The sequence below is a fragment of the Synergistales bacterium genome (assembly GCA_021736445.1).
Lineage (GTDB): Bacteria > Synergistota > Synergistia > Synergistales > Aminiphilaceae > JAIPGA01.
Window position 1 is genome coordinate 1 of record JAIPGA010000033.1, and the last position, 23,516, is coordinate 23,516.

At 63.4% G+C, this 23,516-nt stretch carries 17 protein-coding genes; 15 read left to right on the forward strand and 2 right to left on the reverse strand.

Going from position 1 to position 23,516, the window contains the following annotated elements; translation table 11 throughout:
• From K9L28_06530 to K9L28_06595, 14 genes are all read left to right on the forward strand, one after another.
• On the forward strand, positions 1-808 hold an 808-nt coding region (locus K9L28_06530; protein ID MCF7935975.1), incomplete at its 5' end, for a PD-(D/E)XK nuclease family protein.
• Positions 805-4,440: a UvrD-helicase domain-containing protein gene (locus tag K9L28_06535; GenBank protein ID MCF7935976.1), complete on the forward strand. Its 3,636-nt coding sequence runs from the start codon at positions 805-807 to the stop codon at positions 4,438-4,440. The genes K9L28_06530 and K9L28_06535, both read left to right, overlap by 4 nt.
• 304 nt (positions 4,441-4,744) lie before the next feature.
• On the forward strand, positions 4,745-5,383 hold the full coding sequence (locus K9L28_06540) for a hypothetical protein (GenBank protein MCF7935977.1): 639 nt from the start codon (positions 4,745-4,747) through the stop codon (positions 5,381-5,383).
• Between the two features lie 58 nt (positions 5,384-5,441).
• Complete coding sequence (locus tag K9L28_06545; protein MCF7935978.1) at positions 5,442-6,512, forward strand: tetratricopeptide repeat protein; 1,071 nt, start codon at positions 5,442-5,444, stop codon at positions 6,510-6,512.
• Positions 6,513-7,230: 718 nt separating this feature from the next.
• Positions 7,231-8,325: a TRAP transporter substrate-binding protein DctP gene (dctP, locus tag K9L28_06550; GenBank protein MCF7935979.1), complete on the forward strand. Its 1,095-nt coding sequence runs from the start codon at positions 7,231-7,233 to the stop codon at positions 8,323-8,325.
• Positions 8,326-8,479: 154 nt separating this feature from the next.
• Positions 8,480-8,977, forward strand: a complete 498-nt coding sequence (locus K9L28_06555) for a TRAP transporter small permease subunit (protein ID MCF7935980.1) — start codon at positions 8,480-8,482, stop codon at positions 8,975-8,977.
• Positions 8,978-8,980: 3 nt separating this feature from the next.
• A complete protein-coding gene (locus K9L28_06560; GenBank protein MCF7935981.1) occupies positions 8,981-10,306 on the forward strand; it encodes a TRAP transporter large permease subunit in 1,326 nt (441 codons plus the stop codon).
• A 164-nt stretch (positions 10,307-10,470) separates the two neighbouring features.
• Entirely contained in the window at positions 10,471-11,160 is a 690-nt protein-coding gene (locus K9L28_06565; protein MCF7935982.1) for an FCD domain-containing protein, read from the forward strand.
• Positions 11,161-11,649: 489 nt separating this feature from the next.
• Positions 11,650-12,384, forward strand: coding sequence for an SDR family oxidoreductase (locus tag K9L28_06570; protein ID MCF7935983.1), 735 nt, complete (start codon positions 11,650-11,652; stop codon positions 12,382-12,384).
• 259 nt (positions 12,385-12,643) lie between these two features.
• Positions 12,644-13,213, forward strand: a complete 570-nt coding sequence (locus K9L28_06575; protein MCF7935984.1) for a glycyl-radical enzyme activating protein — start codon at positions 12,644-12,646, stop codon at positions 13,211-13,213.
• Positions 13,214-13,281: 68 nt separating this feature from the next.
• Positions 13,282-15,606, forward strand: coding sequence for a formate C-acetyltransferase/glycerol dehydratase family glycyl radical enzyme (locus K9L28_06580; GenBank protein ID MCF7935985.1), 2,325 nt, complete (start codon positions 13,282-13,284; stop codon positions 15,604-15,606).
• 19 nt (positions 15,607-15,625) lie between these two features.
• Positions 15,626-18,010 carry a formate C-acetyltransferase/glycerol dehydratase family glycyl radical enzyme gene (locus tag K9L28_06585; GenBank protein ID MCF7935986.1) on the forward strand — a complete coding sequence of 795 codons (2,385 nt, stop codon included), beginning with the start codon at positions 15,626-15,628 and terminating at the stop codon, positions 18,008-18,010.
• Positions 18,011-18,175: 165 nt separating this feature from the next.
• Positions 18,176-19,048, forward strand: a complete 873-nt coding sequence (locus K9L28_06590; protein ID MCF7935987.1) for a glycyl-radical enzyme activating protein — start codon at positions 18,176-18,178, stop codon at positions 19,046-19,048.
• Between the two features lie 74 nt (positions 19,049-19,122).
• Entirely contained in the window at positions 19,123-20,049 is a 927-nt protein-coding gene (locus K9L28_06595) for an EamA family transporter (protein MCF7935988.1), read from the forward strand.
• Between the two features lie 93 nt (positions 20,050-20,142).
• On the opposite strand, the gene K9L28_06600 is transcribed toward K9L28_06595, so the two are convergent.
• Both K9L28_06600 and K9L28_06605 read right to left on the reverse strand, forming a co-directional pair.
• Entirely contained in the window at positions 20,143-20,964 is an 822-nt protein-coding gene (locus K9L28_06600; GenBank protein ID MCF7935989.1) for an ATP-dependent Clp protease proteolytic subunit, read from the reverse strand.
• A 35-nt stretch (positions 20,965-20,999) separates the two neighbouring features.
• Positions 21,000-21,980 carry an ornithine cyclodeaminase family protein gene (locus tag K9L28_06605; GenBank protein ID MCF7935990.1) on the reverse strand — a complete coding sequence of 327 codons (981 nt, stop codon included), beginning with the start codon at positions 21,978-21,980 and terminating at the stop codon, positions 21,000-21,002.
• A gap of 198 nt (positions 21,981-22,178) precedes the next feature.
• Between K9L28_06605 and K9L28_06610 the strand changes: the two genes are divergently transcribed.
• Positions 22,179-23,516 (forward strand): DUF87 domain-containing protein (locus tag K9L28_06610; protein ID MCF7935991.1); only part of this gene is annotated, 1,338 nt, incomplete at its 3' end.

Genomic DNA, 23,516 nt, shown 5'->3' on the forward strand with positions numbered 1-23,516 from the left:
CATCCATGCCGGCGATCTCGATATCTGGGAGGACTGCCCCTTCCGTTTCGCCTGCATGCGGGTGCTCGACCTGGACGATCCCGCCCCCGCCGACCGGCCCGATCCCGCCATGGAGGGCAACCTGCTCCACGCCCTCTGGGAGCGGGTCTGGGAGCGCTACCTGAAAGCGGAGGAGCCGCCGCGTCTGACGGCCCTGGCCGGGGAGCTCTGGGGCGAGACGGTGGCGTCGGTCTATCCGGCGCTGCGGGAGCGTTTCCCCGGCCGGGAGCTGCAGCTGCGCCGCCAGGTGCGCGACCTGGCGGAAGAGCAGCAGGCATGGGAGGATCTTCTTGGCAGCAGGCGGGCCGGGCAGTACCGGGAGTGGCGGGTGCCGCCCCTTGCGGCGGGCGGTCTGCGGCTGGTGGGCCGCTGCGACCGGGTGGAGCGCCTCGACGACGGAAGCCTGCTGATCCTGGACTACAAGCGCGGTTCCACCTCGCGGTACGGCCAGGCCCTCCAGGGGGCCGTCTACGCCCTGGCGCTGCAGGAGGCGGGGTGGCCGGTGGCGGGCTACGCCTATATCTGCCACAGCGACGGCGGGGTGAAGGGCGTCTTCGCCGGCGAGGCCCACAAACTGCTGAAACGGCCCCGGAAGGGCAACACTCCCCTGGAGCAGAAACTGGACTCGGCCAGGGAGAAACTGGAGGAGATGGCCGCGGACCTCAGGGCAGGCCGCTACAGCCTGAACCGGAAGTCCGACAGCTGCGCTGCCTGCGGCTTCAGGGCGCTCTGTCGCCGCGACGAAGCGCCGGAGGAGGGTGCATCATGACCGACACCATGGAATCGCTCTTTCTGAAGGATGCCCGTCCGGCCCAGCTCCGGGCGGTGACCGCCGACGAGCCCCTGATCGTCACCGAGGCCGGGGCGGGCACCGGCAAGACCAGGACGCTGGCCTGGCGCTACAGCTGGCTGGTGGCCGCGGGGAAGGCCGTGCCGCAGGAGATCGTGACGCTCACCTTCACCGAGAAGGCCGCTGCCGAGATGGAATCCCGTATCGGCGACACCCTCTCCGCGTGGCGGCAGACCGCAGCAGAAGCGGGGCTGGACGATGTGGCGGAACGGATCGGCAGCGCCCGCGGCCGGCTGCAGGACAGCTTTCTGGGCACCATCCACTCCTTCGGCCTGGAGCTGCTGCGGCGCTCCGCCGTGGAGCTGGGGATCGATCCCCGGTCGCGGCCGCCCACCGCCGGGGAGGAGCGGCTCTTCCGGGGGATGGCCGAGGAGGCGCTGCTGGCCCGCTCCGCCGGGGGACTGCGCTTCTTCCTCTCCGGCGGGGAGCGGGAGGCCCTGGACGACCTGCTCGGGGGGGAGACCCTCCGCCCTCTCCTGGAACGGTACAAGGCGGAGCAGCTCGCCGAAATGGCTGCGGATGCCGTCTCCCTCTACGGGAGCGACGGCCTGACGCCCGACGATCTCCCCGCCGACGGCGGGGCTCTGGCGCGGTGGGAGGATGGGGCCCTCCAGGGGATCCTGGAGACCGAGCGGCCCTTTTTGAAAAATCTGATGTTCCTCTGGACCCTGGCCTTCCTTCCCTTTGCGGAGGAGCAGATCGCGTCGTCCCGCCAGACCAATGGCACCACGGAGGCGCTGACGGAGCTGGCCGAACGCTGGAAGGGCGAAACCGACGGCCAGGGGGAGAGGCCCTTCGCGTTCTTCGAGGATCTGGTGGCCTGTCTGAAGCGGTGCAGCGGGCAGGCGGCGGTCTGGAAGCGCCTCGCGAAGCAGTTCGAGGAGCTGGAGCTGTACAGAACCCCCAAAGCCTACCGCGACTACGTGGCCGGGAAGGACGCCTGGCGGCTGGGGCTGGTCCGGCTGGCCCGGGAGGGCGGCGACGGGGAGACGCGGCCCGCCCGCCTGGCGCTGACGCGGCTGACGGCGCTCCTCTGGCGCGCCTGGGAGGGGTTCAAGGCCGCCCGGGGGATCGTGGAGTTCGACGACATGATCGCCCGGGCACTGCAGGCTTTGCGGGGCGGCGGGACGCCCCGGGGGATCCGGTACGTCCTGGTGGATGAGTTTCAGGACACCGATGTGCTGCAGCAGCGCTTTGTGGAGGAGCTGGTCCGGGCCAGCGGGGCGGCGCTCTTCGTGGTGGGCGATCCCAAGCAGTCCATCTACCGCTTCCGCCACGCCGACGTCAGTGCCTTTGACAGCTACGTGGAGAGCGCCGAAAAGCGCCGCGACGCCGCCGTCATCGCTCTCAACGAGAGTTTCCGGAGCACCCCCCGGGTGCTGGGGGAGATCAACGACATCTTCGGCCTCATCTGGGAGGAAGGCCTGGGGCGGGATCTCGACCTCCCCTACGAGCCGCTGGTGCCCCCGGGGATGAGCGAGGTCGATTTCCTGGAGGGCCGGTTCTACGCCGAGCCGCCGGATCTGACGCGGGAGCCCCCGCCGCTGGTGCGGATCCTGGAGATTGACGACGACGGGGGCGCCGGGGCTGCCGAAGCGGCGCGGGAACGGCTGGCCCGCCGGCTGGGCAGGCATCTGGAGATGGCCCGCCGCAACGGCTACAGCTGGAAGGATATGGCCGTGCTGGTGCCCACCCGCACCTACTACGATCCCTTGGAGACGGTGCTCCAGCGGGAGATGGGGCTGCCTGTGGCCTTTTCGGCCAATGTCGGCTACTTCCGGCGCGAGGAGGTGGCCGACGTGGCGGCGCTCCTCCAGGCCCTGGCCGACAGAGGGGACAGCCGCGCCCTGGGCGCCGCGCTGTCGTCGATCTTCTCGCCCCTCCCCCTCCCCGAGACCAGGACACTCCTGCGGGCCCGGGCCGAGGCGGGAGAGGACGGCGATCCCCCCACACTGTGGAACCTGCTCCGTGCCGGCCATCCCGATACGGCCGCCTGGCTGGATGGCCTGGAGCGGAAGGCCCATCTGGAGGGGGCCGCCGCCGTGGTCGCCGGGCTGCTCGACGACGGCACGCCGCTGCTGCATCTCGCCCCGGGGGCGCGGCGGCGGGCCGCGGCCAACCTCCGGCTCTGCGTGGACCAGCTGCGGGAGTTCGAGCGCAGCGTCTCGCCCTCCCTGCAGGATGCGGCGGACTACATGGCCCGCCAGGTGGGGACCAGAGGGAGCCGCGCCGAGGAGGCCGAGAGCCTGGGCGGCGACGAGGACGCCGTGAAGGTGATGACCATCCACGCCGCCAAGGGGCTGGAGTACCCCGTGGTCTGTCTCTTCGGTCTGGAGCAGAGCAAAGGGGGCGGCAACAGCGGGGCCCCGGAGGTCTCCCGCCGCTTCGGTCCCCTCCCGTCGAAGCTCCCGGGGTTCGCCGGAGGGAAGGAGCCCCCAGACCTCAACAGGCTGGAGAAGGCTCTGGAGCAGACCGCCGAGCTGGAGGAGCAGCAGCGCCTCTTCTACGTGGCCTGCACCAGGGCGAAGGAGCACCTTGTCCTGGCGGGGACGGCGAAGGAGAACAAGGACGGTGAGTGCAAAGCCCAGCAGGGGAGCTATCTGGAGATGCTGCTGCCCTGGTTCGAGCAGACGGATTGGGAGCTCGACGACCTGGTGATGCGGGGCCCTGACGCGCCCGAGGGGATGCCCCCCGCCGCGGAGGCCGGGCCGGCGGCGGAGCCCCGGGCGCCGGAGGTGGCCGCCGCGCCGGTGGCCTCGCCGCTGGAGTGGATCAGCGCCACCGCCTTCGCCCTCTTCCGGTTCTGCCCCCTGGCCTACCGGCTGCGCTACCGCCGGCACCTCACCCTGGACTGGGAGTGGCCCGACACGGTGATGCGCGAGCCCGGCGGCGCCCGGCTGGGTGATCTGGTGCACCTGCTGCTCTCCCGGCGGCTGGGGGAGTACGCCGGATCGGTGTGGGACTACAGCGCGGAGAGCATCGAGAGGCTCTTCGGGAGGCCCGATCTGGCCGACCGGCTGCCCGAGGAGTACCGCCCCATCTGGCGCGGCGAGGCCGCCACCATCCGGGAGTGGCTGCACAGCCTGGCGGCCTCGGATCTGGGCCGGAGGCTGCGTGCGGCCGGGCCGCAGCGGCTGCGCCGGGAGATGCCCTTCCGCATCCCGCTGGAGGGAGCGCCCCGGATGGAGGGCTACATGGATCTCTTCTGGCGCGACGAGGCGGGGGCCCACGTGCTCGACTTCAAGACCGCCTCCCCCGGCGGCCCCGCCCAGAGCCTGCTCAACCGGGAGCAGCTGCGCTTCTACGCCTTCGCCGCACAGATCGGCGGCGAGCGGGAGCCCGGGGAGAGCGGCGGCAGCGACGCGGCGGAGGCGGCGCTCTGCTTCCTCCGCTCAGGCGGGCTGGAGGCCCTGGACCTCCCCGGTGCGCTGGAGGGGATGCCGGAGCTCCTGCGGGAGGTGGGGCTCGCCGCCGCCCAGGGTCCCTTCGAGCCGAACCGGGAGCACTGCGCCATCTGCCCCTGGCGGCGGATCTGCCCCGCGGTGGAGTGAGGCCCGCCGTGGCTGCGGATCTCTCCGTGCGCGGGGCCGGCGCCGCCTGCCGCCCCTCTGGCGCGGTGTCCCGCGTGCCCTGACCCCGCCGCCGGGAGAGGAACGCCACAGCCCGCCGGTGGATCCGGCGGAAGGCCGCAGCCGGTCCGGAGTGGAGATCCCCTTTCCGGACCGGCCGCCTCTTGCCAATCCCCTTCCGTGGTCATATTATACAGCTAAAGCGAAAGGGGCTGTGGGACAACGCGGCGGCCAGCCCCGCGTTGGACCGACGAAGAAAGGGAAAGGGGTGGAGCGGGATGGATCGATGGGTGCATTGCTGGGTCGCGATTGCGGTGGTCTGCTGTCTCTGGATGGCGGGCACCGGTCTGCCGGGCTGTGGGGGAGGCGTGTCGACTGCGGAGGGGGCCACATCCGGCGGGGCAATCCTCCAGCCCCCCGGCGACCGGCCGCCGTCGGCGACGCCGACACCGACGCCTGCGCCCACGGCTACACCAACTCCAGCGCCTACGGCGACGCCAGTACCTGTCCCCACCGCGACGCCAGTGCCAACCGCAACACCGACGCCGACCCCGGTACCTACGCCGACACCGACGGCTGTTCCCACCGCAACGCCAATACCAACGGCTACCCCGACACCGGTACCTACCGCAACGCCGACACCGGTGCCCACACCTACCCCCGTACCGCCAACCCCGACGCCTGCTCCTGTCCCCACAGCTACCCCTGTGCCGACGCCAACCCCGGTACCAACCGCGACGCCAGTACCTGTCCCCACCGCGACACAGGTACCCACGCCGACACCGACACCTGCGCCTACGCCGACGCCGGTCCCGACGCCCACGGCAACGCCGACACCCAGTCAGGCCGATCTCCTGAGGGCCCAGCGGAAGCGCGAGGCCAGGCAGGAGGCGGCCAAGGGCGATGTCTGCATCGAGGAGGGTGACGCCGAAGGCGCGCGGCAGCACTATCTGGCCAGTCTGGAGCGCTTTCCCAGTGCGGACGTGCGAGAGAAACTGGGGCGCATCGACGAGCTGATCCGCCAGGTCCGCGAAGCGGCCTGGGAGGCCCACCGCCTGCAGACCATGCCGCCTCTGGAGCGGGCCCGCCACTACTGGGAGGAAGGCAACGGCGTCTACCGGCAGAAGCGCTTCGCCGAGGCGCTGGCGTTCTACCGCAAGGCCCTGGAGACCGCGCCGGAGCTGCCGCAGAGGTACCGCGACTTCGCCGCCAAGGTGGAGCGCAGGGTCCGTGCCGAGGAGCACTCCCGCCGGGCGCGCCAACTGGAACAGAGCGGCCGTCACGCCGAGGCGCTCGCGGCCTACCGGCAGGCCCTGGCGGTCTACCCCGACCTCCCCGGCGACACGGCAGACCGGATCAGCCGTCTGGAGACACTGATGCAGAAGGTGTACCAGACCATCCCCGAGGCGCAGCAGAAGGTTGTGCCGACGACATCTGCACCGACGGCCACAGCGGCACCGACACCCGCGGCGGTTCCCACGCCGGCCACAGCGATGCCGACACCGACGACACCACCGAGTCCCACGCCGACAGCGCAGCCGCCGGCCCCCACACCTATGGACGCCACGCCCGCCCGGATGCCCGAGCCGCAGGAGACGCCCGCAGCCGTGGAGCCCCAGGGCCGGCGGGTTGTCTACGGCGATCTCTCCCTGGTTGTCCCCGAGGGCTGGCTGACGGAGCGCAGCGTCCTGGGCGGCGAGGCGACCCTGATGGTCCGCACCGCAGAGCGGCATGCCGGACAGCCCGCCGCGGCGCTCTTTCTCACCACGCTGGCCGAAAAGAGCGAGGCCTACCGGAACTTCCGCGCCGGGAAGGCCACCCAGGCGCTGGATGACCGCCGCGAGGGCACCCTCTCCATCGCCGGGCACCAGGCGGACTGTGTGGCGGGGTACCGCCCCGGGAGCCGCTTCTACATCCTCAACGCCCTCCTCCCGCCGGGCAGCGCCGGCGACGGCAGGGCCTGCTACACAGGCTTCGGCACCGCCGACAGACCGGCCTACGGCCCGATCCTGCGGGGCATCCTGCAGTCTATCCGCGCCGCCGGTCAGCCCTGACAGGCGACCGACCGCACCGCTTCCGCCGGAAGCGTTGACCGGAAGCGCAGCCGATAGAGGGACACAGCGCAGAGCCGGGGGCGACGCCCCCGGCTCTGTAACGTTCGTCACAGACCGGTGTTTTAGCTGAGGGTCCTGGGCTTCGTCAGGCGCGGTTCCGGGGTGTATTCCACCGGCGAGCTGCGGCGCACCGGCTGGGGGAAGGCGGCACAGTCTGTGCCCATCTGCTCCATTTGTGACGACCCTGCCGAACTGCCTGCAACAGACCATCCCCCTCCTACTGTGGTACCCAATGAAGCGCTCCTTCAGCTGAGAAAGGGGTTGCGTCATCACTGTTCCACTGCCGGGGGAGTGGTTTTTTTCCTCAAAGCCGTGGTATAATGCGAGCAACCAAAATCTGATCAGACCTTGGTCTTACCAGAGGCCGCTTCTCACCTTAGCGCTCACGTCCTTTTCATCCAATGCAACCGGGAGTCGACGCTTCCCATTCTCCGCCGCGGCGCCGATGCCCTGTCACAGTGCAGGACCTGCCGTCACAAGCCTGGTAATTCTACCGGAAAATAAAATCAAGCACAGTAAATTGCATATCTTGCTTCTCTTTTGCCAAAGGAGGTGGGGCTATATTCAGGATTATTCTGGAGGCGTTCCATGCGCTCGGTGTCGAGGGGAACATGCGGGAGATTGAAAATTCTTGTAGAGAAGTAGGGAGGTTTGTTTCATGTCAAAGAACGTGCTGAGATTTCTGGGTATTGGCGTATCGGTTCTGGTGATTGCTCTGTTTTTGGGTGCCTGTCTGCCGATGGATGCCGAGGCTGCGCAATCCGGTGAGAAAACGTGGCGCTGGCAGCCCTCAACCTGGCAACCGAGCGGTGTGGTCTGGGAACGGCTGAATTACGTTGCTGACTACATCACAGAGGCTTCCGGCGGAAGGATCAAGGTTACCCCGACAGCTCCGGGGATGATATGTGCCGTGCAGGAGCAGCTTGATTCGGTGGCAAGGGGATCAACGCCCGCAATGGCGATCTATCCCGATTACTTCTCCGGGAAGATGCCCCTGCTGTCGCTGGTGGTCAACCCGCTCTTCCTGCTGGAGGATACATGGGAGCTGCGCCAGTATGTGGAGAAACAGAATGATGGCAGGATACTGGAACTGTTCCGCAAAGAAATGGCCGATTATGGTGATATCCACGTTGTGGGCCCGATGTACTATGTCCTCGATATGATCGCCAATTCCACTGAGCCGATCAAAGGCATTGATGATATCAAGGGGATGAAATTCCGTTGCGGCGATGTCGCCGTGGCGAACGGCCTTGGGGCCCTGGGCGCTGCCGTCACCTGGTCTCCCGGCGAAGAGATCTACACGAACCTCTCGACAGGCGTCATCGACGCCTGCACCTACAGCGGCCCGGCAGACGGTATCGCCATGGGCTTCCACGAGGTGGCCCCCTACTGGCTCCGCAAGCCGTTGATGGGCGCTGTCAACGTGGATTACTTCATTGTCAATGGGGATGTGTGGAGAGAGCTTCCCGATGACCTGAAGGCTGTCGTCGAGGCAGCTGTCGCAGCCGGAAACGCCTATGCGCAGTACGAAGGAAAAGCCCAGAACAGCCAGGCATGGGCGAAGGCGGAAGAAGAGCACGGGGTCAAGATCAACGAATGGTCCCAGGAAGACGTGCTGAAGTGGAAAGAGACGGTCGCATCCTTCCTGCCCGAGTATGCGAAGGATGAGCCGAGCACCGAGGCCACAGAGATCGTCGAAGAATTCATCAAGGAATGGAAGCCCGCGTTGGCCGGGCAGATGTTCGAAAACTAGGACGAGAGAAGGGACACTCCGTGGCGATCCTGCCCACAGGGTGTCCCGAACACGCCTCACGGTTGCGGAATTCTGCGACAGAGAGGTTTCCTTTTGACGATAACCCTGGGGACATCTCCGCCGGAGGTGTCCCCTCCTCAAGGAGGGACATCTGGTGCGAGGTCTTTTCAAATGGATTGACATTATCAATGAAAAAATCGGCAAGATCTTCAGTCTTTTGATTTTGGCGATGATTGCCATGCTGTGCTACGAGGTCATTATGAGATACATGTTTGACTCGCCCACTATCTGGGTCCATGAGATTTCGGCACATATATTTGGGATGTACGCCGTCCTCGGCGGTGGGTTTGTGCTCTTGCATCGAGATCACATCAAGTCGGATGTCTTATACGCACAATTTTCTCCACGTGTTCAGGCCATTTTCGACGTTATTACGTTTCCGTTTTTCTTTATTTTAATGGGTATCATATTTGTCGAAGGGTTCAAGATGGCCGCAACATCGATCAGCGTGGGGGAAACAACCGTCTCGTTCCTTCGCTCTCCGGTCTATCCCGTAAAAACATGTATACCGATTGCTGCCTTTCTGATGATCATGCAGGGGATACCCCAGTTTGGTCGAAGCCTCAAACGAGCTCTTCACGGGGAGGCCTGAAGGATGGAACTGACTGCACCCGTATATCTTGTCATGCTGCTTGTCATGCTGTTCGCCGGACTGTTCCTTGGCTTCCCTATGGCCTTCACGCTTGGGAGCAGTGCCGTGGTCGCCGGGTTCATCTATGCCGGATTCGATATACTTTCGTTTGTTCCAAGCCAGGTCTACCATGGAATGCTATCCATAAGCCTGATAGCATTGCCAATGTTTATATTTATTGCATGTATATTTGAAAAATCTGGCATAGCAGAAGACATGTTCGAGTGTATCCGGCAGTGGATGGCCGGCGTACACGGCTCTCTGGCGATGGCTTCCGTGGTGGCCTGCACGCTGATCGCCGCCTTTTCAGGTGTATCAACGGCGGGAGTGGTCACCATGGGCATCATTGCTCTGCCTCTCATGCTGCGGCTTGGCTACGACAAGAAGATCGGCACCGGGGCGATTATGGCCGGCGGGGTCCTGGCGATTCTCATTCCCCCGAGCGTCTCCTTTATCGTCTATGGGATGCTGGCGAGGGTATCGATCGGGAAGCTCTTCGCCGGCGGACTGATTCCCGGACTGTTGCTCACAATTAGTTATATGGTTTATATAAATATCAGAACACGTCTCAATCCGGAGCTAGGTCCTCCCATTCCTCAGGAGGAGAGGTTGACCCTGCGGCAGAAACTGTCGCTCACGAAGGGGCTGGTTGCGCCCTTTCTCCTGATTATCTCCATTCTGGGTACCATCCTTATCGGTGCCGCTTCACCATCGGAGGCAGCGGCGATCGGTGCCGCCGTGGCGATACTCTGTGTCGCATTCCGGAGGCAGCTTACATGGGCTCTGCTCCAGGAAACCTGTTACAGGACGTTCCGTATCGCCTGCATGGTCATGTGGATCATCTTCGGCGCCAAGATGTTTGCGACCATCTTTGTCACGGTAGGGGCAGCCCAGCTGATCACGGATCTGTTTATCAACCTCACCGTTCCGCCTCTTGTGATGGTCCTGTTAATGCAGTTGACGTACATCATACTGGGGTGCATAACCGAGGAGATCACCATGATGTCTTTAACCATACCGATCTACGCCCCCATTCTTGCTACGATGGGTTTCGATCCCGTATGGTTCGGCGTGCTCTTCATGGTAAATATGCAGATCGGTTATCTGACGCCTCCCTTTGGGTACTGTCTGTTTTACATGAAGGGCGTGGCGCCGCCGGAGGTGCGGACCGCCGATCTCTACCGGGCCGTCTGGCCGTTTATCCTTATCCAGCTTGCTGTCCTGATATTGCTGATGCTGTTCCCCCAGATTGTTCTCTGGCTTCCCAATGAGGTCTTTGGACTGAGATAAGGGGCGTTCAGGGGTCTGCGGTGTCCGGCAGGCGAGCCGCCACACCCTGAAGCCCCTGCCGGAACGCTGTCTTTATACTGCGGCGCGAAGGGTGTAGGATACCGGGAAATGTCTTATATATGGAGAGGTTTGAATTGGGGAAAAGGAATGAACTGGTAAAGGAGATGCTCAGCAAGATCAAAACCGGGGAGCTCGTGGAAAACGGCAAATTGCCTTCGGAGAGAACCCTGGCGCAAACCCTTGGTGTCAGCCGCATCCTCCTTCGTGAAGCCATCGTTGCCCTGGAGACCCTGGGAGCGGTGGAAAGCAAGGAACGTCTGGGCATCTTCGTGAGGGGGCCCAATATCCAGGGCGTTACGGAATCCCTGCAGATCATGCCCTACTGGTCAGACCAGTTTGTGCCGCAGTACATAGAGGCTCGAATCATTATCGATGTCCAGGCCTGTGAAATGGCGGCAAAACGGCGAACCGGGGAGCAGCTGGAGAGACTGCGCGCCTGTTTCAATGACCTTTCCAGGACAAGACTGGATGATAGTAGAAGCGTGCGAATGTCCGCACACCACGAGTACATCTTTCATAGCCTCATCATCGAAGCTGCGCATAACGATATCCTGAGCAGGATCTATGAAGGCTTGAGCTCCCTCATGGAAAAAAACAACGAGATGTTGCACGAGAGCCTTACACGGAGTGCCGATTGGGGGAAGCGGGTGATCGAGCACCACAGGAATATTCTTGGTGCAATCGAAGAACAGGATCCGGAAAGAGCCGCCGAATGGATGAAGACGCACCTCCTGGAGACCAAAAAGGGCTATCAGGATATCATCGATAAACAGAAGGAGACGGTGGGGTACTGACCCGCCATGGCTGATCTCCGGATTCCCCATGACCTTTGCGTCATGAAAGGCCTGGAATGACCGCCGTGGGTTCCCCTTCCTGTACGCCGGGAGTGGGGTGGACGGAGCGGGACATTGAAAGGTCTGCCTGCATTGGGGAAGTGGGGATATCGGTTGCCTGGAGGGAGTGCCTGGCTCTGTCGGGCGGGAGAAGGCGTCCCGGTCTGTACGCGCTTCTTTGTAGAGGGCCGTGCCCCTCTCTTCCCCGGTTTGGAGAGGGGGAAGCCCGCCCCGTCTGGATACGCGCCGAAGGTGCCCTGTTGTCCGCTTCGGAAGCTGGGAGGGCGTCGGCTTTCTGACCGAGCCGCGGGTTGTGGTACAATAAAAAAGGTCTTTTTTGTTGCTTCTGGTCAGACCTTGGTAAGTCCAGATTTCTCGAGATCTGTGGAACCTGTTTTGCTGGTGCGGCTGACCCTCAGGTCTGTCTCTTTTCCGGGAGGTGTTTGGAGCATGGGCACAAATCTGCGACATGTCATTGTTACAGGTGCGGGAAGTGGGATCGGGAAAGCCATAGCCACGGCGCTGTCCAGGGGATGTGCCGTGACGGCTGTCTCTCTTACAAGGGAGAGTGCGTCGGCACTCTCCCTGGAGGCCGAACAGAAGGGGAGCCCGGTGGACGCGCTCTGCGGCGACCTCTCCACGAGAGAGGGTGTCGCCTCGATGGTGGGAACGGCCCGTGAACGGAGCGGCCCTGTGGATGTGGTGGTCAATAATCTTGGGATCTACCCGAGCGGTCCCTTTCTTTCGATCAGCGACGATGAGTGGGACCGGGTGATGGATGTCTGCCTCAAGTCCTGCTTCTGGATGTGTCAGGAGACGTTGCCCGACATGATCGAAAAGAAGCGGGGCTGGATCGTCAATATCTCCTCCATAGACGGGAAAACCCCCGGGACCGAGAACGCGGTGTACTCGGCGGCCAAGGCGGCGATGATCAGCCTCACGCGGTCGCTGGCTGCGGAGATGGCTCCCTATGCCATCAATGTGAACGCCATCGCTCCCGGATGGGTGGCGACGCCCAAGATCCTTGAGGGGGATCGGTGGAAAGAGGGGGCCAGAAGGATCCCCTTCGGGAGGTTGGCCGAACCGGCGGAGATTGCCGACGCCGTGGAATTCCTTGTCTCCGAAAAGGCCAGGTATATCACCGGCGAGACGTTGAATGTCAACGGCGGATTGCTGATGGATTGATAAAACGCTCTGTGTTGAGGTATTGGCTGTTCTGCGAAAGGAGGAGCTCATGCAGGAAGGGCTCATTTTCAACATTGCCCGATACGCTATCCACGATGGCCCGGGAATCCGAACCACCGTTTTTTTCAAGGGATGCCCAGGCAGATGCCTCTGGTGCAGCAATCCGGAGTCGCAGACGCCTGCTCCCGAGTACATTGTGAAAGATGGAAAAACAGAGCGGATAGGCAGGTGGGTCGCTCCGGAGGCGCTTCTCGAAGAGGTGATGCGGGACTACCCCTTCTGGAGGCGTTCGGGAGGCGGGGTCACCCTTTCGGGGGGCGAGCCGCTCGCCCAGCCTCAGTTTGCACAAGAGTTTCTTGCGTTGTGCAAAGTCAGAAATGTCCATACAGCCATTGAGACGTGTCTTTTCTGCGGGTCGAAGCTGCTTGACGATGTGGTGCAGTATGTAGATTACGTGCAATTTGACATGAAGGAGATGGACCCTGCGCGGCACAAAGAGCTGACCGGGCTGGACAATGACATCATCCTTGAAAATGCCGCCAGGTTGCTTGCAGGCGACAAGGCTTTGCTGGTGCGGCTGCCCTACATTCCCGGGTGTAATGACAGCGAGGACAATCTCCGGGCGCTCGGACGTTTTCTCGAGAGCCGCCGTCCGGGCGTGCAGCTGGAATTGCTTCCCTACCACCGCATGGGGGTTGGGCGCTACGAGGGACTGGGGATGACCTATCTGCTGCCGGATACAAAGCCGCCTACCAAGGAAGACGTGGCGGATGCCGCGGATATTCTTTCGGAATATTCCGTGAACGTTTTTACGGAAGGAGATGAGTAGACGTGCGAGAGTCCTGTAAGGAGATCTATCCGGAGACGGTTGAGCGCATACACCGGATGAGAAGCCGGATGATACTGGATAATGTCCCCGAGCTATTGCCCGAGCGGGCTCTGCTGGTGACCGAAGCCTACGAGGAGAACCCGGCCCAGCCGGCCCTTCTGCAGAGAGCCTATGCGTTGCAGAAGGTGCTTTCGCGGATGACGCTGTACATCGACCCCGACGAGGTCTTTGTGGGGCATCCCTCGCCGCAGCCCCGCTCGCCCATTGTCTGTCCGGAACTTGGGGCGCGGTGGGTGATGGCCGAGCTGGACAGTGTGGCCCACCGCGACGGCGACCCCATCGGCCTTTCCGACGAAAACAAGGAGAGCCTGCGGGAATGCCTTTCCAAGTGGCAGGAGAGCTCTCTGGACGCGGTGGTAGGCGGGCATATCTCCCCGGAAACCCAGGCAGCCCTCGACCACGGGGCGATCACCATAGGCGGTGCTGGGACGGCGCTTGGCAACATCTCCATACAGTACCGGAAGGTGATCACAAAGGGGCTTCGCGGCATCATCGAGGATATCGAGGAGAAGCAGGATACCTTTGTTCCCGAAGGTGTCGAGGATATCAAGAAGCAGACATTCTGGGAGGCGGCCAGAATCTCCTGCGAGGCCGTCATCGACTTTGCCCACCGCTATGCCGATCTCGCAACCTCGCAAGCCAGGGAGACAGATGACCCGGGGCGCAGGAGAGAGCTTGCGGAGATCGCCGAAAACCTCCGGAGGGTGCCGGAACATCCCGCCGAAGGCTTCAAGGAGGCCCTCCAGTCGGTATGGCTCGTCTATACGGTGCTCCACATCGAGTCGGACCCCCACGCCATTCTCCTGGGGCGGTTTGACCAGTACATGTATCCCTACTACGAAAAGGATCTCCGGGAGGGACGCCTCACGGAAGAGGAGGCGCTGTACTGGCTTTCTTCGCTCTGGGTGAAGTGCACCGCCATCATCAAGCTCATGGATTCCGTCACCACCCGCACCTTCGCCGGCTTCCCGCTTTTCCAGAACGTGACTGTGGGGGGGCAGAATGAGCGGGGGGAGGACGCCACGAACGAGCTGTCCAAACTGATGCTCGGCGCGGCGTCCGTCGCCAGGGTGTCGCAGCCCTCCATCGGGTTCCGGTACCACAACAAGGTTGATCCGGATATGATGCAGAAGGTCTGCGAAACCATCCGCGAGGGCCTGGGATACCCGGCCATCATGAACGATAACAGCATCGTGCCCAAGCACCTGATACGCGGCGCCACCCTGGAGGAGGCCCGCAACTACTGCACCAACTGTGTGGAGACCGATATCGAGGGCATGACCGACTCCAGGGCCCATTCGGGCTATGTCAGCTTCCCGAAGTGCTTCCTTCTGGCGCTCGACAACGGGGTTGACCTGGAACGGGGGAGCCGGATCGGCCCCGAAACGGGGAAGCTCGAGGAATTCTCCACCTTTGAGGAGCTCATGGAAGCCTTTGAACAGCAGGTCGCCTATTCCGTCCAGCTCATCGTCGATACCTACAACTATATCGACGGCGCCCACGCCATCTACGCTCCGGAGCCGTTCATGTCCAGTGTTCTCGATGACTGCATCGAAACGGGCCTGACCCGCCAGGAAGGTGGCGCCAGATACAACTTCTCGGGCATCTTCGGCGCCGGTCTGGCCTCCGCCGCAGACGCCATGGCGGCGGTCCGGCAGCTCTGCTTCGAGGAGCGGTCGGTGACACCCCGGGAGCTGCTGGAGGCCCTGAGAAATGATTTCGACGGCTACGACGGGGTTCTCGAACTGTGCGGGAAGGCGCCGAAGTTCGGGAACGACGATGACGGCGTGGATTTCATCGCGCGTGACATCGCGCATGTCTTCTGCCGGGAGGTGACGCGGCACAGGGGGATGCGGGGCGGGTACTTCATCCCGGAGCTGCATTCCGTCTCCGCCCACGTCTATTTCGGGGAGGTGACCGGGGCCACCCCCGACGGCAGGCGGAAGGGGTTCGCCTTCTCGGACGGAGCCTCGCCGGTGCAGGGGCGGGACAGGTTGGGACCGACCGCTGCGGCGAGATCGCTGACCAAGATTGATCATGCCGAGGTTCTGCAGGGAGTGCTCTACAATCAGAAGTTTTCGCCCAGTCTGCTGAAGGGTTCGGGGGCATTGGGGCGTTTTGCAGACTATATCCGCACCTTCTGCGATCTGGGGGGCCATCATATTCAGTTCAACGTCATTTCATCGGAGGAGCTGCGCAAGGCCCGGGAAAACCCCTCGGCCTACCGCGGGCTGATCGTGCGGGTTGCCGGCTACAGCGCCTATTTCACTGACCTGAACCGGAATACCCAGGACGAGATCATAGCCCGTACCGAGTACGAAGAAATCTGTTAGGAATGTGGAGGTGTTACCTATGAGTGTGCCCCAGCCAACAACCCATGGAACCAGCCGTGCGGATCGGCTGAAGGAGAGGGTTTTTTCGACCTATCCGGAGATCGACCTGGAAAACGCCAGGATACTGACCGAAAGCTTCATGGAGACCGAAGGCGAACCCCTGGTTATCAGGAAGGCCAAGGCGTTCAGGAGGCAGTGCAGCGAAAAGACGGTCAGGATATGGGACGATGAGCTCATCGTCGGTAATGCAGGGAGCAAGCTCCGCGGCGGCATCCTCTCGGCGGATGTCTGCTGGTCCGTGCTCGACAATGAGCTGGACACGATCAACACGCGCCCCTACGACAAGTTCAACCTTCGTTCCGAGGACAGAAAGATGTTCGAGGAGGTCATCCGGCCATTCTGGAAAGGGCGGTCCAACTACGAGGAATGGCTGGCGCGGATCCCCTCCGATGTGGCCGCCCTTCGGGACAGCGGCGCCCTCTATATCGACAAGAAGGCCGTGCGCGGCTGGGGAGAGGTGACCGCCGGCTACGAGTGGTTTATCAACAACGGCGTCGAGGGGGTCGTCGAGAAGATCCGGGAGCGCAGGGAACGGCTTGACGCGACCCGTCCCGGTGAGTACGAACAGGAGATCTATCTTGACTCGCTGCTTATCGTGGCAGAGGGCATGGTGATCCTCAGCGAACGGTACGCCGCCGAAGCGGAACGGCAAATGCAGAACGAAACCGATGCAACGCGGAAGGAGGAGCTCCGCGACATCGCAAGGATCTGCCGGCAGGTTCCGGGCAAACCCGCCCGCAGCTTCCGGGAGGCCCTGCAGTCCTTCTACTTCTACCAGATCTTCATCTTCATGGAGCAGAACGCCGCGGCCTACAACCCCGGGAGATTCGACCAGTACATGTATCCCTTCTACCAAAAGGACATCGAAGAAGGGCGTCTTTCACCGGAAGAAGCCCAGGAGCTCCTGAACTGCCTCTGGGTGAAGTTCTCCGAGCAGTGCCTCTTCCAGGATGCGAAATCGGCCGAGTATTCCTCAGGCTATCCCATGTTCCAGAACCTCTGCGCCGGCGGTATCGATACAAAAGGCCGGGATGCGGTGAACGACCTCTCCTACATGATCCTCCAGGCGACCATGGATATGCAGCTGTACCAGCCGTCGCTCTCTGTCAGGTACAACATGGCCAAAAACCCGAACCAGTTCCTCCGGAAGATCGTGGACCTCATCAGCCTTGGGACAGGGTTTCCCGCCTTCCACAACGACGAGGTGGGCATCCGGATGCTCATGAACAAGGGCATCCCGCTCCGCGAAGCGCTGGACTGGAACCCCGCAGGCTGCGTGGAGACAAACCTTGCCGGGAAGCTGCGGGCCTATTCGGCGCTGGCGGACATCAACCTCGGCAGCGTGATGGAGTATGTCCTCCTCAACGGGACCTGCAGGAAGTCGGGCGAGAAAGCCGGCTTCGAGACCGGCGACCCCAGCCGCTTCAGGGAATGGAAGGACTTCGAAAAGGCACTGAAAGAGCAGCTGCACCACGTTATCAAGGTGGTTGTCAAGGCCAGCCACATTATCGACGAGATCTGCATGCACAGGCCCGTGCCTGCGCTCTCGCTGAGTTTCGAGGAGTGCATCGAGAACGCCGGCGATTACGCCTGGGGTGGAGCGAAGTACAACACCGGGAACGGGATCATCTGCATCGGTGTGGCGGACCTGATCAATAGCGCCGCCGCCATACGGCACCTGGTCTACGAGACGGAACAGCTGACCATGGCTGAACTCCTGGAAGCGCTGCAGGCGGATTTCGAGGGCTACGAGAGGGTCTGCAAACTCTGCCGGGACGCCCCCAAATACGGCAACGACGACTCCAGGGTCGATGATCTTGCTGCCGACCTCTTTGCGTATATCGCAGACGAGATCGAGGACTACAGCAGCAAGTTCGGAACGATGACGCCCGGGATCCTGCCTGTCTCCGGGAATACCCCCTTTGGCCTTGAAGTCGGCGCCCTGCCGTCGGGCCGCCGCGCCTGGAAACCCCTGGCGGACGGGATCAGCCCCAACGCAGGGACGGATCTGGAAGGGCCCAGCGCTGTTCTCAAGTCGGTGGCTCAGATTCCCCACGACAGGTTTGTGCAGGGGACCCTCCTCAATATGAGGATCGATCCTGAAATGGTCCAGACCGACAGAGGCAAGAACCAGCTGATGGCGATGCTCAAGAGCCTCTGTAGTCTCGGCGTCTACCATGTCCAGTTCAACGTGGTCGACCAGGCCAGGCTTATCGAGGCGCAGAAGCATCCGGAACAGTACAAGGGGCTTCTCGTGCGGGTCGCCGGGTATACGGCGTTCTTTGTGGAACTCGGGAAGGACGTGCAGGACGAGATTATAGCCCGAACGGTGCATTCCACATAACGTTGAGAAGACAAACCGGGAGGTTGCGCGGCGGAGCGGGTGTTCCGCCGCGCAACACGTGAAAAGGAGCGTTGCTTTGTGAACAATAGCGCTACATTATCCCGTGGAGAACAGGAGGGCACTGTTCTTCGGATTGAAAAAAGCTCCATCCATGACGGGTCCGGGTTGAGGACGGTCGTCTTTCTGAAGGGCTGTCCCTTGCGCTGCATGTGGTGTGCAACGCCGGAATCGCAGAGCAGCAAGCCGGAAATCGGCTACTCCCGTGAAAAATGCACCCTTTGCGGGGAGTGCCTGCAGGCCTGCCCTGAAGGGGTCCTGTCGTTCGGTGAAGACGGCATCGTTATCGACCGCACGGCCTGCACAGGCTGTTTTGCATGTGTCGAGAGCTGTCCCGAAGGGGCGCTGGAAGCCTATGGGAAAAGGATGGCTGTCAGTGAGCTCATGCATGAGGTAGAGAAGGATGAGGTGTTCTACTTCCATTCCGGCGGCGGCGTGACGATCAGCGGGGGCGAGCCCCTGGTCCAGCCTGCATTTGCACGGCAAATTCTGAAAGGATGCCGGGAGAGAGGCATACATACCGCCCTGGAGAGCTGTTTCTACAATTCCTGGGAGGATGTCGAAAAGGTGTTGCCCTACCTGGATTTGCTGTACGTGGACTTCAAACATCCCCGCTCTGAAGAGCATCGGAGGCTGACCGGCGTGGGGAACGGGCGAATAAAGGAAAATATAGAGAAGGCTGACAGGCAGGCCGCCGATTTCGACTTTGTCATCAGGATGCCTCTCATACCCGGGCTGAACGACTCCCGGGCGGACCTGGAGGAAACCTCCGCATTCATCGGAACGCTCAGGCACCTTGATGGCTTCGAGCTGCTCACCTACCACCGGCTGGGCGTGGGGACATACCCGAAACTGGGCCGGACCTATGCATTGAAAGACCTCAGGGCGCCCGGCGAGGAGTACATGAAGGAAAAAGCAGGAGTTGTTGCGGCGGAAAATCCCGGGCTCAGGGTGACTGTCAACGGCGTGAGTATCGATTAAGCGCTGAACGGCGGTTCTCCAGGAAGGGGTGTGCGTCGTGGTGGACCCGTGGCAGTTGGGCAATGGAGGCACAGATGAATAAAAAAGATCTTGCGCTGGTTTTTCTTGTTTCGGTGATATGGGGCGGCAATTTTGTTGTCATCAAGCTGGGGCTCCACGATGTCCCGCCGATGCTGCTGGCGGCGTTACGGTACATCGCGACGGCCTTTCCCGCCGTCCTGTTCGTGAAACCACCCCGGCTGGAGTGGCGGTACACGATTGCCTACGGTCTGACCATTGGGTTCGGCCAGTTCTCCTGTCTCTTTTACGCCATGACGATCGGCATGCCCGCCGGGCTCGCGTCGATCATCCTGCAATCGCAGGCGTTTTTCACCGCCTTCTTCGCCGTGTTCTTCCTGGCAGAGAGGTTGAGGATGGTGCAGCTGCTGGGTCTTGCGATAGCTGTGTGGGGGCTGTTCTGTATCGGCGGCGCGAAGAGCCCCGAGGGGGTGCTCGCCGTGCCCCTGGGCGCACTCTCTCTGACGCTGGCTGCAGCGGCCTTCTGGGGTCTTTCGAATATCGTCGTGAGGTCCGCCTCGATGCATGTCCGCGCCAGAGGGGAGAGGTTAGACATCGTGAGGCTGATTGTCTGGTCGAGTCTGGTCCCTCCGCTGCCGTTGCTTGGGCTGGCCTTTCTGATGGAGGAAACGCGGACCATCGTGAGCGTGACCAGCGGTCTCACGGTGGTTTCGGTGTTTGCGATACTCTATCTGGCGTACCTGGGGACGCTCTTTGGTTCCTCCCGCTGGAGCGGCCTTCTGGCGAGGTACCCCACCGGGAAGGTCGCCCCATTCTCCCTGCTCGTGCCGGTGACCAGCCTCTTCCTCGCAAAACTGATCCTCGGCGAGGTGATGACGCTGTACCAATTCCTGGGCAGCCTGATTGTGCTGGCGGGGTTGTCTGTTGTCCATTTCGAGCCTGTTATCAAAGAATCTTTCCTGAGATTGAGGCCGGGGAGGTAGGCCATCCTTGGGGGAATCAGGAACGGGGACACGAATACCACAGAGCCGGGGGCGACGCCCCCGGCTCTGCGCTCTTTGTTACGGAATGGCGGTCTATTTGAGGGTCCTGGGCTTCGTCCGGCGCGGCTCCGGGGTGTATTCCACCGGCGAGCTGCGTCGCACCGGCTGGGGGTAGTAGCAGAGGAGCTCCACGAAGGCTTCGGGGATCCGCTTGGAGACCGGCAGGCCCCACTTCTCGGCGTCGTCGAAGGTGATGGGGTGGTCGTGGGTCCAGGTGCCTTCGGCCAGCAGTTCAGCGAGCTTCTCGGCTTTCTCGTAGCCCATCTTGTCGGCCAGCAGCTCCAGGACGGAGGCGTGGATCTGGCTGATGGCCTTCTCGGACTGGTCGGCCAGGATCAGCGTCTCGTCGTCGATCTTGTCGATGGGCTTCTCGTGGAGCACCTTCCGGATGGAGGCCGCCGGCCACTGGCCGATCTGCGGATCCACCGGGCCGAGGACGGCGTTCTCGCACATGACGATCTCGTCGGCGGCCAGGGCGATCAGCGTGCCGCCGGACATGGCGTAGTGGGGCACGTAGACGGTCACCTTGCCCTCGTGCATGTGGATGGCCCGGGCGATCTGCAGCGAGGCCAGCACCAGGCCGCCGGGCGTGTGGAGGACGATCTCCAGCGGCGTCTCCGGGTCGGTCATGTGGATGGCCCGGAGGACCTCCTCGGAGTCGTTCACGTCGATGTAGCGGAACATGGGCAGCCCCAGCAGGCCCATGGTCTCCTGGCGGTGCACCAGCAGCACCACCCGCGAGCCGTGTTCGCGCTCGATCTTGCGGATTGTCCGCTGCCGCTGGGCGTTGAGCATCTTCTGCTTTATCACGGGCTGGAACATCAGGATCAGAAACAGAATCCAGAAAAATTCCATTGCGTCACCCCTCTCGGTGTCGGGCCGGGTCGGCGCTAGAAGCCGATCCAGGTGCCGGCCTCCTGCTCCCTGGCCTTGCGGTAGATCAGCCGGGCGGTCATCACGTCGTGGCTGGCGATGCCCATGAGGACGGCGCCGCGGAGGCCGCTTCGCACCGGCTCCACGTTGCCGGCGCAGACGTCGCCCATGTCGCCGTAGATCCGCGCTTCCGCGGGGTAGCCCTTCTGGAAGTAGACGCCCTGCTCCTGGGTCCAGAGGTACTGGCCCCGGTTGTCGCAGACGAAGGTCCCGTCGGTCATCACGGAGGCTTCGTAGGCGGCGTCGTAGTCCACGGAGATGGCCAGGACGTCGTCTTTCATCCAGGAGCGCTTGATGGGCCGCTCGGGGTCGGCCACGATGGGCGTGCAGGTGATCACCACGTCGGCGTCCTTGACGGTGCTCTCCAGGTCCGGGCAGGCGATGAACTCCGCGTCGGGCAGGCTGTCTGCCATCTCGCTGTGGAAGCGCTGCACCTGGCTCTCGTAGATGTCAAACATCTGCACCCGGGAGAGCTTGGGGAGGGCCTCCTTCATGGCCCGCAGGTTGGTCCGTCCCTGGACGCCCAGCCCGATCATCGCCACGGTGGTGGAGAGGGGATCGGCCAGGTGCTTGGCGCAGACCCCCGAGGCGGCGCCGGTGCGCTCGGCGGTGATCCAGTTGGCGTCCATCACCGAGACGGGGAAGCCTGTCTCGGGGTCGTTGAGGCACATCAGGCCGGTGATGTAGGGCAGTCCCTTGGCCTGGTTGGGCGGATAGCCCCCCACCCACTTGAGTCCGGCGGCGTCCACGTTGCCGCTGACCCAGCAGGGCATGGCGTGGAGGAAGCAGTCCTTCCGGGTGTGCACGCCGATCTTGGGCGGCATCTCCGATTCCCCCTGGCCGTTGAGGGCGAAGCCCGTCTCCACGGCCCCCATGACATCCTTCATGGTGATGCCCAGCGATTCGATCTCCTCCCGGGCGATACACAGTACATCCACTTTAGAAACCCCCTCTCGCGGTTTTCGTGTGCAGGGCACACGCGTTCTGCCGCGCTCAGTGTAGCATACGAAACCGGTGGCGCGGGCGGGGGAGCGGCCGGACCGCCTGTGCGTGCAAAGGTTTCTGCGGAGTCCGGGGGCGCGACCCCTGGACAGGCTGCTGTCGCGTGCCTATCCTACCTGTCGGGAGGTGAGGGCATGCAGGATTTCGACCCCCTCAAGTGGGCCGGCGACGGCCCCGACACAGGCCCGGCGCTGGGCGACACCCCGCCGGAGGACTATCCCTTCCCCGACGGCCGGGAGCGCCGGAAGGGCGCCGACGCGGCGGAGCAGCTCATCCCGGCCGAGGCGGTGCGGGTGGGCGTGGTGGGCGCGCCGGGGAGCACCGACGAGGTGGTGGTGGATATCGCCGCCGATGCGGCCGCGTCCAGCCTGGTGGGCCGCTGGATCGCCGTGCCCTTCAGCCAGGACGACGCCCCGGCCATCGCCGTGGGGCAGGTGACCCGGGTGCGGATGGAAAACGACTTCCGCTCTATCGGGGCGGTGCGCTCCGCCGGCAGCCACGGCGGCGTCCTCCCCGGGGGCGCGGCGGACGATCTCTACCAGGCGGACATCACCGTGACGGCCACCTTCCGCTGCGAGGTCGAAGGCGGTCGCTGCCACATCGTTCCCTCCATTCTGGGCACGGTGCCCCCCTCGGGGACGGAGGTCTTCATGGTGAGCGACAGCATGCTGGAACGCCTGCTGGCCCGCAACGCCGACGATCTCTTCTTCCTCGGCCACGCCTGGGGCGGTGCGCCGGGGGGCGCGCCCATGCTGCCCACCTGGATCCGCCACTTCCAGAAGGGCGAGGGCGGCGCCGGGGATACCTACCACCTGGGGATCTTCGGCAAGACCGGCGCGGGCAAGTCGGTGCTGGCCAAGATGGTGATGCTGGGTTTCGCCCGCCACCAGGGGACCTCTCTCTTCGTGCTGGACCCCCAGGGGGAGTTCAGCCGCGACGCCGGGGGCACCCGCTCGGCCCACGAGGGCTTCGCCCTGCCCTGGCGGGATATCATCGAGCAGCAGACGGGCAAGCGGCTGCGGGTGGTGCCGCTGCGGAGCCTGGTGCTGGATACCTGGGAGCTCTTCCAGGATGTCATCGGCCAGGGGGTGCTCTTCCGCTGGCTGGGCTACGGCAAGGGCGAGAAGCGCGCCCTTGCGGCGGAGCATCTGACGGCCATCCTCCGGCGGGAGCGCCGGACCCTGCCGTCGCTGGCCTCCCGGGAGGCCTTCGAGCGGGTCTTCGAGATCGTCCGGGAGGAGGATTTCGTGAAACGGATCTATGTGGCCGAGGAGGCCATCTCCCGCAACATCCAGCGGGCCCTGGACTTCTGGGAGGACGAGGAGAAGCGGGAGGAGACCTACCGGGTCTGGCGGCAGGTCACCGCCCTCTTCGACGAGAGCCGGCAGGGGTCGGTGGCCGTGTCGGAGCTGATCCGGGGGGTGGCCGACCCCGGGAAGGATCAGGTGGTGGTGCTCAACCTCTCCCGGGAG

What these genes read in the sequence shown, in the direction of transcription:
- K9L28_06585 (MCF7935986.1), top strand. Translation starts at nt 15,626, where the DNA reads ATGAGTGTGCCCCAGCCAACAACCCATGGAACCAGCCGTGCGGATCGG.
- K9L28_06600 (MCF7935989.1), bottom strand. Translation starts at nt 20,964, where the DNA reads ATGGAATTTTTCTGGATTCTGTTTCTGATCCTGATGTTCCAGCCCGTG.
- K9L28_06560 (MCF7935981.1), top strand. Translation starts at nt 8,981, where the DNA reads ATGGAACTGACTGCACCCGTATATCTTGTCATGCTGCTTGTCATGCTG.
- K9L28_06540 (MCF7935977.1), top strand. Translation starts at nt 4,745, where the DNA reads ATGGGTGCATTGCTGGGTCGCGATTGCGGTGGTCTGCTGTCTCTGGAT.
- K9L28_06535 (MCF7935976.1), top strand. Translation starts at nt 805, where the DNA reads ATGACCGACACCATGGAATCGCTCTTTCTGAAGGATGCCCGTCCGGCC.
- K9L28_06595 (MCF7935988.1), top strand. Translation starts at nt 19,123, where the DNA reads ATGAATAAAAAAGATCTTGCGCTGGTTTTTCTTGTTTCGGTGATATGG.
- K9L28_06580 (MCF7935985.1), top strand. Translation starts at nt 13,282, where the DNA reads ATGATACTGGATAATGTCCCCGAGCTATTGCCCGAGCGGGCTCTGCTG.
- dctP (MCF7935979.1), top strand. Translation starts at nt 7,231, where the DNA reads ATGTCAAAGAACGTGCTGAGATTTCTGGGTATTGGCGTATCGGTTCTG.
- K9L28_06565 (MCF7935982.1), top strand. Translation starts at nt 10,471, where the DNA reads ATGCTCAGCAAGATCAAAACCGGGGAGCTCGTGGAAAACGGCAAATTG.
- K9L28_06570 (MCF7935983.1), top strand. Translation starts at nt 11,650, where the DNA reads ATGGGCACAAATCTGCGACATGTCATTGTTACAGGTGCGGGAAGTGGG.